Annotated in this window: 2 protein-coding genes; one reads left to right on the forward strand and one right to left on the reverse strand. The window is 66.9% G+C overall.

The features are described from left to right. The first annotated feature begins 11 nt into the window (after positions 1-11). Positions 12-16,262, forward strand: coding sequence for a type I polyketide synthase (locus AB0H49_RS19320; RefSeq protein ID WP_357253209.1), 16,251 nt, complete (start codon positions 12-14; stop codon positions 16,260-16,262). A 67-nt stretch (positions 16,263-16,329) separates the two neighbouring features. Here AB0H49_RS19320 and AB0H49_RS19325 read toward each other — a convergent pair whose 3' ends face one another. Beyond that, positions 16,330-17,085, reverse strand: a complete 756-nt coding sequence (locus tag AB0H49_RS19325) for an alpha/beta fold hydrolase (protein WP_357253211.1) — start codon at positions 17,083-17,085, stop codon at positions 16,330-16,332. Positions 17,086-17,148 lie beyond the last annotated feature (63 nt).

Consider the following 17,148-nt stretch of genomic DNA (forward strand, 5'->3'; position numbering starts at 1 on the left):
AGGACCGACTGATGACCAAGCCCGATGACAACACTCAGAAGCTGGCTCAGGCCCTCCGTGTCTCGCTGAAGGAGACCGAGCGGTTGCGTGCCCGCAACCGCAAGCTCGAATCGTCGCTTCGTGAGCCGATCGCGATCGTGGGTATGGCGTGCCGGTATCCGGGTGGGGTGGGTTCGCCGGAGGAGCTGTGGAACCTGGTTTCGGCGGGTACCGACGCGACGTCTGAGTTTCCGGCGAATCGCGGCTGGGACATCGAACGCTTGTATGACGCGACCGGTGAGACGCCGAACTCCGCGTATACGCGCGAAGGTGGATTCCTGCATACCGCAGGCGAATTCGACCCCGCGTTCTTCAACATCAGCCCCAATGAAGCCGCGCTGATGGATCCGCAGCAGTTCCTGCTGTTGGAGACCTCATGGGAGGCGTTCGAGCGGGCGGGTGTGGATCCGGGGTCGTTGAAGGGCAGCCGGACCGGTGTGTGGGTCGGGATGATGTATCACGATTATCCGGCCAACGCGAATACGGGATCTATTGCCTCGGGCCGGGTTTCGTATGTGTTCGGTTTGGAGGGGCCGTCGGTCACGGTGGATACGGCGTGTTCGTCGTCGCTGGTGGCCATGCATTCGGCTGCCGCCTCGCTGCGGTCGGGTGAGTGTGATCTGGCGTTGGCCGGTGGCGTGGCGGTGATGGCGACCCCGGAGACGCTGGTGGAGTTCAGTCGGCAGCGGGGCTTGTCGCCGGACGGGCGGTGTAAGTCCTTCGCGGATGCGGCCGACGGTGTCGGCTGGTCCGAGGGCGCGGGAATGCTGGTGTTGGAGCGGTTGTCCGACGCCCAGCGCAATGGACATCAGGTGCTCGCAGTGCTGACCGGTTCGGCGGTGAATCAGGATGGTGCGTCGAATGGTTTGACCGCGCCGAACGGTCCGTCGCAGCGTCGGGTGATTCGCCAGGCCTTGGCGAACGCGGGAGTTTCGTCGGCCGAGGTCGATGTGGTGGAAGCCCACGGCACGGGTACGACGTTGGGCGATCCGATCGAGGCTCAGGCACTGCTGGCCACTTACGGGCAAGAGCGCCATGCGGATCGGCCCCTGTGGCTCGGATCGTTGAAGTCCAATATCGGCCATGCTCAGGCGGCTGCCGGTGTCGGTGGTGTGATCAAGATGGTCATGGCGATACGCCACGGCGTGCTGCCCAAGACGCTGCACGTCGATCGGCCGAGCACCAAGGTGGATTGGTCCGAGGGGCATGTGCGGTTGTTGACCGAACCAACGGCGTGGCCGGAGGTGGATCGGCCGCGTCGCGCGGGTGTGTCGTCGTTCGGTATCAGCGGCACGAACGCGCACGTCATCATCGAGCAGGCACCCGTGGCCGAACCAGCGGTGGACCAGGCCTCGGCGCCTGAGACCTTGCCGACGAATGGGTTGTTGCCTTGGGCGGTCTCGGCGCGCAGTAGCGAGGCGCTGGCCGCGCAGGCCGTCCGCTTGGCGTCTCATGTCGCGGATCACGACCTGGATCCGGTGGATGTCGGTTTCTCGTTGGCGTCCACGCGTGCGGTGTTCGACCATCGTGCGGTTGTTCTGGCGGAGGACCGTGCGGGTCTGCTTGCGGGTGTGCGGGCGCTGAGTCGTTCCGAAACCACTTCTGGTGTGGTGACCGGCCGTGTGGTTCCGGGTTCGACGGGTGTGGTGTTCTCGGGTCAGGGTGCGCAGTGGGCCGGTATGGCGGCTGAGTTGCGTGCTGCGTATCCGGTGTTCGCCGAGCACTTCGACGCGATCGTCGTCGAACTGGATCCGCTTTTGGGGCAGACGTTTTCACTGGGCGAGGCGTTGGCGAGCGAGGATCTGGTCGATCGGACGGTGTTCGCGCAAGCGGGGTTGTTCGCGTTCGAGGTGGCGTTGTTCCGGTTGCTCGAATCCTGGGGTGTGCGTGCGGATGTGGTGGCCGGTCATTCGATCGGTGAGGTCGCTGCTGCGCATGTGGCTGGTGTGTTGTCGCTCGAGGATGCGTGTGTGCTGGTGGCGGCGCGTGGTCGGTTGATGCAGGCGTTGCCTGCTGGTGGTGCGATGGTCGCGGTCGGTGCTTCCGAGGCTGATGTGCTGCCGTTGCTGGTCGATGGGGTGTCGGTCGCGGCGGTGAATGGTCCGTCGTCGGTGGTGCTTTCCGGTGTCGAGGACGCGGTCGTCGCTGTTGTCGAGGTCTGTGTGGAGCGTGGCTGGCGCACGCACCGATTGCGGGTCTCGCATGCTTTCCATTCGGCTCTGATGGAACCGATGCTCACCGAGTTCGCCACGGTGGTCGAGGGTTTGACCTTCGGTCGGCCGAGTATCCCGTTGGTGTCGACGGTGACCGGTGCGCGGATCACCGATGAGATGACCGATCCGGCGTATTGGGTCGGCCAGGTCCGCGACACCGTGCGGTTCGCCGACGCGGTCGTCGCGATGGCGGGTCTGGGCGTGTCCCGGTTCGCCGAGGTCGGCCCGGACGCGGTCCTGAGCCCGATGGTCGCCCAGACTCTCGCCGACGAGGCAGCTGTCGTGGTGGCGTTGGCGCGTCGTGACCGTTCCGACGCGTCCGCCGTGTTGGGTGGGATCGCCGGATTGTTCGTGTCTGGCGCCGAGGTGAATTGGGCTGCTCTCCATGCCGGAGGTCAGCGCGTCGACCTGCCCACCTACGCCTTCCAGCATCAGCGCTTCTGGCTGGATCCGATGGAGGCGCTGGGCATGTCGTGGCTGGGCGCCGAACTGGGCGGCGTCAGCTCGGTCGGGCTGGATCTGGTCACGCATCCGCTGCTGGGTGCGGTGGTGCCGCATCCGGATTCGGGCGGCGTCAGCTTCACCGGTCGGTGGACCGTGGACTCCGTCGAATGGCTGGCCGACCACAGCGTGCTCGGTACCGTATTGCTGCCGGGCACCGGGTTCGTCGAGCTGGCGAGCTACGTCGGCGGTGTGCTCGGTTGTGCCGTGCTCGACGAGTTGGTCCTGCAGGCTCCGTTGACCATGTCGGCGGAGGGCAGCGTCTCGGTCCAGGTCGTGGTGACCGCGGCCGACGAGTCCGGCCGTCGTCGGTTGAGTGTGCATTCGCGGCAGACCGCCGAGGGGCCGTGGTCGCTGCACGCCGAAGGCGTGCTCGCGCCCGACGAGGTGGTGGCCGATTTCGATCTCGCCGCGTGGCCGCCGGTGGATGCCGAATCCTTGGACATCGACGGCGTCTACGACGAGCTGCTCGATATCGGGTACGGCTACGGACCGTACTTCCAGGGCTTGCAGGCGGCATGGCGGCGCGGTGACGAGTTGTTCGCCGAGGTCGCGCTGCCTGATCCGCAGGACGGCAAGGAATTCGGCATCCATCCGGCATTGTTCGACGCGGCGCTGCACGCCGGGATCGTGCATGGTCTTCGCGGTGGCGTCGACGGCTTCCCGGCCTTGCCGTTCACCTGGAACCGAGTGGTGCTGCATGCGGCGGGTGCGAGCGCCGTGCGGGTTCGCATCGTGGTCGAGGGCACCCGGTTCGCGCTCCAGCTGGCCGACGAGCACGGCGCGCCGGTGATGTCAGTGGGGGCCTTGGTTTCTCGGCCCGTGTCGGCCGATCGCCTGCAGTCGGATCGGGTGGATGACGCTCTCTTCGGCGTGGAGTGGGTCGCTGCCGCGCCGTCGGTGGAGAGCATCGAGCCGGGCCGGGTGGCGGTACTGAATGGTGATCTCGCGGCGCTGATCACCGAGTTGGACGCGGCCGAGGATCCGGTTGTTCCGGAAATCGTGTTGTGGGAAATCCCCGTTCACGACGGTGCGCCGCCGGAGACCGCCCGCCGGATCGCGATCGGTGTGCTCGACACTCTGCGCGGCTGGCTGGCCGAACCGCGCTTCACCGGTTCCCGTTTGGTGGTGCTGACCAGAGGTGCGGTGGCCGTTACCGACTCGGAGCAGGTCGATCTTGGCCAAGCGCCGGTGTGGGGCCTGCTGCGTGCCGCGCAGGCCGAACACCCAGGCCGATTCCAGCTTCTCGACCTGGCTCAGGATGAGGATCGCGACGCGCTCGCCATCGCCGCTGTGGCCGCGACCGCTGCGCTGGAACCCGAGGCTGCGCTGCGCGGTGCGACCCTGCTCGTGCCGCGCTTGAGTCGCCACGCGCCTGGCGCGAACCTTCGGTTGTCCGAGCCGGGTACGGTGCTGGTGACCGGTGGTACGGGTGGTTTGGGTGCGGTGATCGCCCGTCATCTGGTGGCCGAACATGGTGTGCGCCAGCTGCTTTTGACGTCTCGGCGTGGCCCGGATGCTCCGGGAGCGGCAGAACTGCGCGATGAGCTGACCGAACTGGGCGCGCAGGTGACCATCGCGGCGTGTGATGTGTCGGATCGGTCGGCGCTGGCGGCCTTGCTGGATGGTATTTCGGACCAGCATCCGCTGGTGGGTGTGGTGCACGCGGCCGGAACAGCGGACAACGGTCTGGTCGAATCGATTACGGCAGAGCGGGTCGATTATGTGTTCGGGCCGAAGGTCGATGCGGCATGGCACCTGCACGAGCTGACGCGTGATGCGTCGCTGTCGTTGTTCGTGCTGTTGTCGTCCGCGGGCGGGCTGGTGCTGGCCGCCGGTCAAGCGAACTACGCCGCGGCGAATGTCTTCCTCGATGCGCTCGCCGCGCACAGACACAGCCTGGGATTGCCCGCGACCGCTATCGACTACGGATTGTGGGCGCGATCGACCGGGCTCGGTGTCGAGCTGTCCGAGACCGAATTCGATCTGCTGCGACGGCAGGGCTTCCCGCCGATCTCCGAGGCCGAGGGTCTGGCGCTGTTCGATGCGGCGATCGCCACCGACACCGCGCAACTGGTGGCGTTGCGGGTCGACCCGGCAGTGCTCCGGACTCGGGGCGAGCTGATCCCGGCACTGGTCCGCGCGCTCGTGCCGAACCCCGTTCGGCGCACGAATCGAGGCGCAGCGGGTCAGGCTTTCGCCCGAAAGCTGGCCGGTTTGTCGGAAGCGGACCGTGCGCGTGCGTTGCTCGATCTCGTCCGATCGGTGGCCGCCGCGACGCTGGGGCATGCGTCGGTGGATGCTGTCGAGCCGCAACAGGCTTTCCAGCAGCTCGGTTTCGATTCGTTGAGTGCGGTGGAGTTCCGTAACAAGCTGAACGCCGCGACGGGTCTGCAACTGCCCGCGACACTGGTCTTCGACTATCCGAACCCGCAGATCGTCGCCGAGTTCATCGATTCCCAACTCTCCGGTACCAGCCAGGATGTCGCGGTCACTGCCAGCAGGGTGGCCGGTGACGATCCGATCGCGGTGGTGGCGATGAGCTGCCGCTACCCCGGTGGCGTCGCCTCGCCCGAAGATCTGTGGCGCCTGGTTGCCGAGGGCGTGGACACCACGGGTGATCTGCCCGCCGATCGTGGCTGGGATATCGAGGGCATCTACGATCCGGAACCCGGCAAGGCGGGCAAGACCTACACCCGCCAGGGGGGATTCCTCTACTCCGCAGCCGATTTCGACGCCGACTTCTTCGGGATCAGCCCCAACGAGGCTTTGGTGATGGATCCGCAGCAGCGGATGTTGCTCGAGATTTCGTGGGAGGCGTTGGAGCGGGCCGGTGTGGATCCTGCTGTGCTGCGCGGCAGTTCGACCGGGGTGTTCACCGGTGTGATGTACCACGACTACGCGATGGGCGCCGGTACCGGCAGTAGCGTCGCCGGTAGTCTGGTCTCCGGTCGCATCGCCTACACGCTGGGCTTGGAAGGGCCTGCGGTGTCGGTGGATACGGCGTGTTCGTCGTCGCTGGTGGCTATGCACTTGGCGGCGCAGTCGCTGCGATCGGGCGAATGTGATCTGGCATTGGCCGGTGGTGTGGCGGTGATGTCCACCCCGGAGATGCTCGTCGAGTTCAGCAGGCAGCGCGGGTTGTCGCCGGATGGCCGGTGCAAGTCCTTCGCGGATGCGGCCGATGGTGTCGGCTGGTCCGAGGGCGCCGGGATGTTGGTGCTGGAGCGGTTGTCGGACGCGCGTCGCAACGGTCATCAGGTGCTTGCGGTGATCGCTGGCTCGGCGGTGAATCAAGATGGTGCGTCGAATGGTTTCTCCGCGCCGAACGGTCCGTCGCAGCGTCGGGTGATCCGTCAGGCATTGGCCAATGCTGGTGTGTCGCCGACCGAGGTGGACGTGGTCGAGGCGCACGGCACGGGCACGATGTTGGGCGATCCGATCGAAGCCCAAGCCCTTTTGGCTACCTACGGGCAGGGTCGTGCTGCGGATCGGCCGTTGTGGCTCGGGTCGTTGAAGTCGAATATCGGTCATGCTCAGGCGGCTGCCGGTGTCGGTGGTGTGATCAAGATGGTCATGGCGATGCGCCACGGCGTACTGCCCAAGACGCTGCACGTCGATAGGCCGAGCACGAAAGTTGATTGGTCCGAGGGCCATGCCAGCCTGCTGACCGAAGCGGTGGCCTGGCCGGAGGTGGATCGGCCGCGTCGTGCGGGCGTCTCCTCGTTCGGCCTCAGCGGCACGAACGCTCACCTCATCCTCGAACAGGCACCCGCGGCGGACCCGGCTCCGGTGGTCAAAACTCCTCCGACGGGCGGGGTGTCGCCGTGGGTGATCTCTGCGCGGAGCGGCGAGGCACTGGCCGAGCAGGCCCGGCGGCTGGCCTCCCACGTCGGCGACCATGATTCGATCGACATCGGATTCTCGCTCGCCGCTTCACGAGTGTTGTTCGAGTATCGGGCCGTGGCGTTCTCGCCCGAGGACGACGTCCTGCGGGCCGGAATCCAGGCGCTCGGGCGCGGCGAAACGATTCCGGGTGTGGTGTCCGGCCGTGTGGTGGCGGGTTCGACTGGTGTGGTGTTCTCGGGTCAGGGTGCGCAGTGGGCCGGTATGGCGGCTGAGTTGCGTGCTGTGTATCCGGTGTTCGCCGAGCATTTCGATGCGATTGTCGCGCAGTTGGATCCGTTGCTGGGGCAGTCGATTTCGCTGAATGTGGCGCTGTCGGACGATGATTCGATCGATCGGACTGTGTTCGCGCAGGCGGGGTTGTTCGCGTTCGAGGTGGCGTTGTTCCGGCTGCTCGAGTCGTGGGGTGTGCGTGCGGATGTGGTGGCTGGTCATTCGATTGGTGAGGTGGCTGCTGCGCATGTGGCGGGGGTGTTGTCGCTCGAGGATGCGTGTGTGTTGGTGGCGGCGCGTGGTCGTTTGATGCAGGCCCTGCCTGCTGGTGGGGCGATGGTCGCTGTTGGTGCTTCCGAGGCTGATGTGTTGCCGTTGCTGGCCGGTGTCGAGGGGGTGTCGATCGCGGCGGTGAATGGTCCGTCGTCGGTGGTGGTTTCCGGTGTCGAGGACGCGGTCGTCGCTGTTGTCGATACTTGTGTGGAGCGTGGTTGGCGCACGCATCGGTTGCGGGTTTCGCATGCTTTCCATTCGGCGTTGATGGAGCCGATGCTGGCCGAGTTCGCGTCGGTGGTCGAGGGTTTGGCGTTGTCTCGGCCGAGTATCCCGTTGGTGTCGACGGTGACCGGTGCGCGCGTCACGGATGAGATGACCGACCCGGCGTATTGGGTCGGCCAGGTTCGGGACACGGTCCGGTTCGCCGACACGGTCGCCACGATGGCGGACATGGGTGTGTCCCGATTCGCCGAGGTCGGCCCCGATGCGGTGTTGACCCCGATGGTCGCGCAGACTCTCGATGACGAGGCCGCTGTCGTGGTGCCGTTGGCGCGTCGTGACCGCGCCGACACGTCCGCCGTGCTGGCCGGGATCGCCGGATTGTTCGTGTCCGGTGCCGAGGTGAATTGGGCCGGTTTCTACGCCGGGACGGGGGCACGGCGGATCGACTTGCCCACTTATGCCTTCCAGCACCGGCGCTATTGGATACCCGAAGGTTCCGCAGGCAAGGGTGACGCCCGGTCGATGGGGCTCGTCGCCACCGGTCACCCGCTGGTGTCGGCGGTGGTGTCGCAACCGGATTCCGATGTGGTCGCCGTCAGCGGCAGATTGTCGGTGCAGACCCAGCCCTGGTTGGCCGACCACCGGGTCATGGACACTGTGTTGTTCCCCGGCACCGGTCTGGTCGAACTCGCCCTGCACGCCGGTGAGCGGGTGGGCTGTTCGAGCCTGGACGAGCTGATCCTGCGTTCCCCGCTGGTGTTGCCGGAGTCCGGTGGTGTCGCGGTCCAGGTCGTGATCGGCGGTGCTGACGCGGGGCGTCGGGGGGTGCGGATCTTCTCTCGCCCCGACGACGATGCCGATTCGATGGCGTCGTGGACCCTGCATGCCGAAGGCGTCCTCGTGCCGGGAGCCGACGGCGCACCGGCGGACCTGGCGCAGTGGCCGCCCGCCGACGCCACCGCGGTCCCGGTCGAGGACCTCTACGACTCTCTCGATGCGCAGGGCTATCACTACGGTCCGGTGTTCCAGTCGCTGCGGGCGGTCTGGCGTTGGTCCGACGGGCTCTATGCCGAGGTCGAGTTGCCCGAGGCGGCGCGCGGCGAGGCAGGGCGGTTCGGCGTGCATCCGGCGTTGCTGGATGCGGCATTGCATGCCTTGCGTTTTGCCGATGACACGGCGTCGGAGGAGACCGGGCTGGCGTTGCCGTTCGAGTGGTCGGGTGTGACGGTGCATGCGGCGGGGGCCGATGCGTCGCGGGTTCGGCTGACTCGTGTCGGTGAGCGTGGGGTGGCGCTGGATCTTGCGGATTCGACCGGTGCCGCGGTGGCGACGGTGCGACATCTGGCGTCTCGGCCGATCGATCCCGCGCAGCTCACCGCGGGCGCTGCGATTTCTCGTACTGCGGTGTTCGATGTGAGCTGGGCGCCGTTCTCGGTGACCGAGGGCGACATTGCCGCGGTCGCCTGGCCGGATCTCGGTGAGGTCGGTGAGCAGGTCCCGCAGGTGGTGGTGCTGGACTGCCCGGCGGGCAATGATCCCGCCACCGTTCGTACTGCTACTCATGGTGTGTTGCAGGTGTTGCAGTCCTGGTTCGCCGAGCCTCGGTTCGGTGAGTCGGTGCTGGTGGTTCGGACCAGTGGCGCGGTTTCGGTTGCCGGGGAGGACATTTCGAATCTGGCTGGTGCCGCTGTCGGCGGCCTGGTTCGTTCGGCACAAGCCGAGGGCGTCGGCCGGATCGTGTTGGTGGATACCGATTCCGAGTTCGGCGGTCTGCTCGGCGGGATTCTGACGTCGGAAGAGCCACAGGTGGCGGTACGTGATGGACAGGTTTACCGAGCGCGGCTCGGGAGAGTCGTCTCGACCGCCGCTGCGGCGACCGGTTCCTTCGATCCGGATGACACGGTTCTGATCACCGGCGCCGGCGGCTACCTCGGTGGGCTGTTTGCCCGGCACCTGGTGAACGCCCATGGCGTGCGCCGTCTGCTGTTGCTCAGCAGGCGCGGTGAATCCGCTCCCGGTGCGCCCGAACTACGGGAAGCGTTGCGGCAACTCGGTGCCGAGGTCGAGTTCGTCGGGTGCGATGCCGCAGACCGCGCCGCCCTGGCCGAGGTGCTGACCAGTATTCCCGCCGCACAACCGCTTGCGGGCGTGTTCCACCTCGCCGGTGTGCTCGACGACGGTGCTGTCGCGTCGCTGAGTCCGGAGCGGATGGACGCGGTGCTGACCCCGAAGGTCGACGCCGCGCTGCATCTGCACGAGCTGACCGCCGACCTGCCTTTGAAGGCGTTCGTGCTGTTCAGCTCGGTCGCCGGTGTGTTCGGTGCCCCCGGCCAGGGCAACTACGCCGCGGCCAACGCCTGCCTCGACGCGCTGGCCGCGCACCGCAGGGCATCCGGGCTGCCCGGGATGTCACTGGCCTGGGGCCTGTGGAGCACGGACGGGGGTATGGCCGCGGAACTCGGCGACGTCGACCGGCGCCGGATGTCCCGCTCGGGTCTGCTGCCGTTGTCGGCGGACCAGGGTCTGGCCCTGTTCGACGCCGCGACAGGAACAGACACGGCGGCCCTCGTCCTCGCCCGAGTGGATCTGGATGCCATGCGCTCTGCCGGATCAGACAGGCCCGCACTGTTTTCCGCACTGATCCCGCAGCGCCGCCGAGCAACCTCCGGCGCGTCCGCGGCGTTGCGTGCTCGGCTGTCGAGCGCTCCCGACAGCGAGCGTTTCGACGTGCTACTGGAGATCGTTCGCGGTCAGATCGCCACCGTCCTCGGCCATGAGAACACGAACGCGGTGGCAGCGGACCGGGCCTTCAACGAGCTGGGCTTCGATTCGATCACCGCTGTCGAATTCCGCAATGCGTTGAAGGCCGCCACCGGTCTTGCGCTGCCCGCGACCTTGGTGTTCGACTACCCCTCGCCGCAGGCTTTGGCGCGGTATCTGGCCGACGAGTTCGCCGGGACGAGCCGCGATGCCGAGGTCACCGCCGTCCGGGCTGTCGACGGCGACCCGATCGCCGTGGTCGGCATGGCCTGCCGTTACCCCGGCGGCGTGACATCCCCGGAGGAACTCTGGGAACTCGTGCGCACCGGCCGGGACGCGGTATCGACGTTCCCGGTCGACCGCGGCTGGGACCTCGACGGCATCTACGATCCGGAACCCGGCCGCGCGGGTAAGTCCTACACACGTGAAGGCGGCTTCCTGCACACGGCAGCGGATTTCGACGCCGAATTCTTCGGTATCGGTCCCAACGAAGCCGTGATGACGGATCCGCAGCAGCGGCAACTGCTGGAAACCACGTGGGAGGCGTTGGAGCGCGCCGGTGTGGATCCTGCTGTGCTGCGCGGCAGTTCGACCGGCGTCTTCACCGGCGTCATGTACCACGACTACGCCCAGGGGACCGGCAACAGCGCGGCAGGCAGCCTGGTGTCCGGTCGCATCGCCTACACCCTCGGGTTGGAGGGCCCGGCCGTGTCGGTGGATACGGCGTGCTCGTCGTCCTTGGTGACAATGCATTTGGCGGCGCAGTCGCTACGGTCGGGGGAGTGCGATCTCGCCTTGGCCGGCGGCGTGACGGTGATGGCGACTCCGGAGACGCTGGTGGAGTTCAGCAGGCAGCGCGGGTTGTCGCCGGATGGCCGGTGCAAGTCCTTCGCGGATGCGGCCGACGGTGTCGGCTGGGCCGAGGGCGCCGGGATGTTGGTGCTGGAGCGGCTGTCCGATGCGCGTCGCAACGGTCATCAGGTGCTTGCGGTGCTCGCGGGTTCGGCGGTGAATCAGGATGGTGCGTCGAATGGTTTGACCGCGCCGAACGGTCCGTCGCAGCGTCGGGTGATTCGCCAAGCGCTTGCGAACGCGGGGGTTTCTCCGATCGATGTCGATGTGGTGGAAGCCCACGGCACCGGTACGACGTTGGGCGATCCCATCGAGGCTCAAGCCCTTTTGGCTACCTACGGGCAGGGTCGTGCCGCGGATCGGCCGTTGTGGCTCGGGTCGTTGAAGTCGAATATCGGTCATGCCCAAGCCGCTGCCGGTGTCGGTGGTGTGATCAAGATGGTCATGGCGATGCGCCACGGACTGTTGCCGAAGACGCTGCATGTCGATGCGCCCAGCACCAAAGTCGATTGGTCCGAGGGGCATATCCGCCTGCTGACCGAGGCGGTGGCGTGGCCGGAGGTGGATCGGCCGCGTCGTGCGGGTGTGTCCTCGTTCGGTATCAGCGGGACCAACGCCCACGTCATCATCGAGCAAGCCCCGGTCGCGGACCTGGCTCCGATACCGGTGGAGGAGACCGTTCCGGTCGGCGGCGTGCTGCCGTGGGTGGTTTCGGCACGCAGTGTCGAGGCGCTTGCCGGTCAGGCCGACCGTTTGGCATCGCATGTGGGCGAACGGAATCCGATCGATGTCGGTTTCTCGCTGGCGTCCACCCGGAGCCTCTTCGAAAACCGGGCTGTAGTCGTGGCCGAAGGTCGTGATGGTCTGCTCGCTGGCGTGCGGGCGTTGGCCACGGGAGTGCAGGCTCCCGGTGTGGTGTCCGGTCGCGTGGTGCCGGGTTCGACGGGTGTGGTGTTCTCGGGTCAGGGTGCGCAGTGGGCCGGTATGGCTACCGAGCTACGTGCTGCGTATCCGGTGTTCGCCGAGCACTTCGACGCGATCGTCGCCGAACTGGATCCGCTTTTGGAACAGACGTTTTCACTGGGCGAGGCGTTGGCGAGCGAGGATCTGGTCGATCGGACGGTGTTCGCGCAAGCGGGGTTGTTCGCGTTCGAGGTAGCGTTGTTCCGGCTGCTCGAATCCTGGGGTGTGCGGGCCGATGTGGTGGCCGGTCATTCGATCGGTGAGGTGGCTGCTGCGCATGTGGCGGGTGTGTTGTCGCTGTCGGATGCGTGTGTGCTGGTGGCTGCGCGTGGCCGGTTGATGCAGGCGTTGCCGTCTGGTGGTGCGATGGTGGCTGTTGGTGCTTCCGAGGTTGATGTGTTGCCGTTGCTGGCCGGTGTCGAGGGGGTGTCGGTCGCGGCGGTGAATGGTCCGTCGTCGGTGGTGCTTTCCGGTGTCGAGGACGCGGTCGCTGCCGTTGTCGACACCTGCGTGGAACGTGGTTGGCGCACGCACCGATTGCGGGTTTCGCACGCTTTCCATTCGGCCTTGATGGAGCCGATGCTCACCGAATTCGCTTCGGTGATCGAGGGTTTGGCATTCGGCCGCCCCAACCTTCCGTTGGTGTCGACGGTGACCGGTGCGCGGATCACCGATGAGATGACCGTTCCGTCGTATTGGGTCGGCCAGGTCCGCGACACCGTGCGGTTCGCCGACGCGGTCGTCGCGATGGCGGGTCTGGGCGTGTCCCGATTCGCCGAGGTCGGCCCCGACGCCGTGCTGACCCCGATGATCGCCCAAACTCTCGACACCGCGATCACGATCGCTCTGACCAGAAGAGGCAACGCGGACCCCGCGACCCTGCTGACGGGGCTGGCTCGTTTGCACGTCACGGGTTCGACGGTGGATTGGTCGAGCTACTACGACGGCGCCGGTGCCGCGAGAATCGATCTTCCGACATACAGCTTCCAGCACCGCCACTTCTGGACCACGGGCCCACTGCACACCGGAGAGGCGCACGCGCTCGGCCTGCGGTCCACCGAACACCCCATGCTGGGCGCATGGGTAGCGCAGCCGGAGAGCGGGGGCGTCAGATTCACCGGTCGTCTGTCCGCGGCCACCCATCCCTGGCTGGCCGATCACGACGTACTCGGGACCGTGCTGCTGCCCGGCACCGGATTCGTCGAACTGGCCCTGCACGCCGGAAACCAGGTCGACTGCCCGGAACTGGAGGAACTGACTCTGCTGGCGCCGCTGGTGTTCCAGGGGCAGGGCGGAGTCCAGATCCAGGTGATCGTCGGTGAGGGTGACGAGACCGGTCACCGACGGCTCGACATCTACTCGCGCAAGGACGACGACGATCCGTCGGTCCCGTGGACCCGCCATGCGGCAGGCGCTGTCGGTCCGGGCGGGGAGACCGGCAGGACGGAAGACTGGGACGACTTCGTTCAGTGGCCACCGGCCGGTGTTACGGAGGTGACGTTGGATGGCGCTTACGACGAACTCGCCGACAACGGGTACAACTACGGGCCTGCCTTCCAAGGACTGGTAGCCCTGTGGCGGCGCGGCGAGGATCTCTTCGCTGAAGTCGCGCTACCCGAGCAGACCTCAGCGCAAGGCTATGGCGTACATCCGGCGCTGCTCGATTCGGCCATGCACGCGCTGTCCGTCGGCCTTCCGGAGGACGTGGACGGGCACGGAGAGCGGCCGACCCTCGTTCCCTTCGCTTGGTCTTCGGTGCGTTTGCACGCCGACGGCGCCCGGCGGGTGCGGGTTCGGTTGACCGTGCCGAATCAGGAGACGGTCACCCTGGCAATGGCCGAGTCCGGTGGCGCGCCACTGCTTTCCGTACAGTCCCTGGCGTTGCGCCCGCTGTCCCGCGAACTGCTCTCGGGCGCACCCCGGTCGCACGACGCACTCTACGAACTCACATGGCGGACCGGTCCGGAGTTGCGATCCGCAGCGGGAGTTCCCTGGGCCGAGTGGGGCGCGGCCGAGTCGGCCTCGGTATTCCTCTTCCGACCGCCGGTCGACGGCGCCGAGATGCCGGTCCGGTTGCGCACGGCTTTGCATCGCACGCTCGGTGTCATCCAGCAGTTCTCCAGCGAAGAACGCTATGCCGCAAGTACTTTGGCGGTGATCACCGACAGCACGGCCGACCCGGCCGCGGCGGCGGTGTGGGGTCTGGTACGCGCGGCGCAGGCGGAGAACCCGGGTCGGATCGTGCTCATCGAGGCGCCCGCGGAGACAACGACGGATCACCTGGTAGCGGCGGCGCTGACGGGCGAGCCGGAATTGGACGTCCATGGCGAGGGGACTCGGGTGCCACGGCTCGTTCGTGCCGCGTCACCCGGATCGGAGCGGCCGACACCCTGGGATTCCGAGCGGACCGTGTTGATCACCGGCGGCACCGGCGGGATCGGTCGCCACCTCGTCGAGCACCTGGTGCGCGAGCACGGTGTGCGACACCTGCTGCTGGCCGGCCGACGTGGACCAGACGCCGCCGCGGATCTCATCGAGGAACTCGACGCTCTCGGGGCCGAGGTTCGCGTAGCGGCCTGCGATGTCGGAAACCGTGATGCGCTGCGAGAACTGCTGGCGTCGGTACCCGCGGAGCATCCGCTGGGCGCGATCGTCCACGTAGCGGGCGTCGCGCACAACGGGCTGGTCGACACCTTGACGCCGGAACAGATCGACTACTCCCTCGGTGCCAAGGCCGACGCCGCTTGGTACTTGCACGAGCTCACCCGCGAAGCCGGGCTGTCCGCCTTCGTGATGATCTCCTCGGCGGCAGGGTCGATACTGCCCGCGGGGCAGGGTGGCTACGCGGCGGCCAACGTGTTCCTCGACGCGCTCGCTACCCACCGGCACGCGGAAGGTTTGCCTGCCACCTCGCTCGCCTACGGTCTGTGGGACATCGAGACCGGACTCTCGCAATGGCTCAGCCAGGCCGACAGGCAGCGCATGCGTCGTCAGGGTCTGCCGCCACTGGCCGCGGACAAGGCGCTCGAATTGTTCGATGCGGCATCGACTTCGGACCGTCCGGTGCACGTACCGGTCGAAATCGACCTGGCCGCACTGCGTGCTCGGGACGCGGTGCCCGCGCTGCTGCGTGACTTGGCCAAGCGGGCCGGGCGGCGGCAGAGCACCGGAACACAGGATGCGGGTGCGGTTCGCAGGCGACTGGCACAGCTCTCGGAGGCCGAACAGGAACAGTGGCTGCGGACACATATCCTCGAGAACGCCGCCAGATTGCTGGGGCACGAGAGCGCCGATGCGCTGGACCCCGAGCGGGACTTCCTCGAATCGGGATTCGACTCCCTGGCTGCCATGGAGTTGCGAACCACGCTCAACGCTTCCACCGGTCTGACACTGCCGACGGCCGCGATCTTCGATCACAAGACGCCGGCGGCGCTGGCCCGATACCTGCGGAAGGAGCTCGCCGGCGACTCCCGAAGGGGTGCGGAGGCCGGTGCCGAAGACGATTCGTTGTACGGGATGTTCCGTGGCGCGGTAGCGTCCGGCCAGGCCGACAAGGGTTTCGCTTTGTTGCGGGCGGCGGCGGAGTTGCGCGAGCAGTTCTCGTCGGCCCACGAACTGGATCGACTGCCGGTGCCCACGCGGCTCGCCGCGGGCTCCACCCTGCCACGCATCATCTGCCTCGCTCCGCCCCTGGCCACCGGAGGCGCACACCAGTACGCCAGGATCGTCTCGCACTTGCGCACTGCCCGTGACGTTTCGGCGCTGACGCCGATCGGTTGCCGGACGGGAGAACCACTGCCGACCACGCCGACGGCGGCCGCGGAAGCGGTGGCGCGCTCCGTTCTCGAGGCGGCGCAGGGAGATCCGTTCGTGCTGGTCGGATACTCCTCGGGCGGCCTGTTGGCCTACCTCGTCACCGAGCACCTGGAAGCAGCCGGCGGCCCAGCGCCCGCCGCGGTGGTCATGGTGGACACCTACAAGGTGAACGACGATGCCGAATGGCTGCTTCGGGCGATGTTCGAACACATGGTGTCGGCGGAGGCCACGTTCGGTCGCTTCGACCAGGCCCGGCTGACCGGCATGGGCCGGTATGTGCAGCTCCTGAAGGAGATGGTGCCCGGCTCCGTCGCCACGCCGACGTTGTTCATCCAGTGTGCCCAGAACTTCCTGGGAAGCTCACCGGATCACGTGAACTGGCAGGCGAAGCCGTGGGATTCGACGCATACCATTGTCTCGGTACAGGCCGACCACATCACGATCCTGGAGGACGGCTCGGCGGATGTCGCCGAAGCGATCGAGAATTGGCTCGAGAGCTAGGAACAACGACCGGGTGGGCGACTCGCCCACCCGGTCGTTTCATCCGCGGACAAGAGCCGTTGCGGGATCAGCTAGACAGCGCTCGAGCGCAATGATCGCGGATCAGCTCTGCTATCGGACGGCCGTTCGAATCGATGAAGAAATGGCCGCCCGGAAAGGATTTCGCGAAGAAGCTTCCAGACGTGTGCGAGCCCCATACCTGGATCTCGGCGAGACTCGCATCGGGGTCACGATCGCCGACCATCGCGACGATGGGGCAACCGACTATCGCGTCCGGCGCGCACCGATAGGTCTCGATGGCTCGGTAGTCGTTTCTGACGATCGACAAGACGATTTCCCGGAACTCGGGATCCTCGAGCAATACCGGCGGTGTGCCGCCGAACCGCACCAAGTGATCGGCGAGTTCTCGATCGCTCATCAGGTGCGTGCGCCCGGATTGCGGCGCCGAAGGGGCGCGCCGACCGGAGGCGAACAGGACTCTCGGGCTCCTTCCCAATTCGCGCTCGAGCCGTCTGCAAGCCTCGAAGGCAACGACAGATCCCATGCTGTGGCCGAATATGGAGAAGGTCTCCGCATCCTGGACCGCTTCTCTCAGCTCGGGAAGCACGCCGTCGACGAGGTCCGCGATGTTGTCCACGAGCGGTTCCTGCCGTCTGTCTTGCCGTCCGGGGTACTGGACGGCGAGAACGTCGTATTCCGGTCCCATGCACTTGGCCAATGGTCCGAAAGAGATGGCGGAGCCGCCGGCGTGCGGAAAGCAGAACAACTTGTGCGAGCCATCCCCGGGAGAGGGGGACAGTCGACGTAGCCAGCTATTACCCATGGGGCGGTAAGCCTTTCGTTACGGCATGGATACGCGCCACCGCGGGGTGCCCGCGGTGGCGCG

It is taken from the genome of Nocardia sp. NPDC050713 (genome assembly GCF_040654315.1).
Classification (GTDB): Bacteria; Actinomycetota; Actinomycetes; order Mycobacteriales; family Mycobacteriaceae; genus Nocardia.

What these genes read in the sequence shown, in the direction of transcription:
- AB0H49_RS19325 (WP_357253211.1), bottom strand. Translation starts at nt 17,085, where the DNA reads ATGGGTAATAGCTGGCTACGTCGACTGTCCCCCTCTCCCGGGGATGGC.
- AB0H49_RS19320 (WP_357253209.1), top strand. Translation starts at nt 12, where the DNA reads ATGACCAAGCCCGATGACAACACTCAGAAGCTGGCTCAGGCCCTCCGT.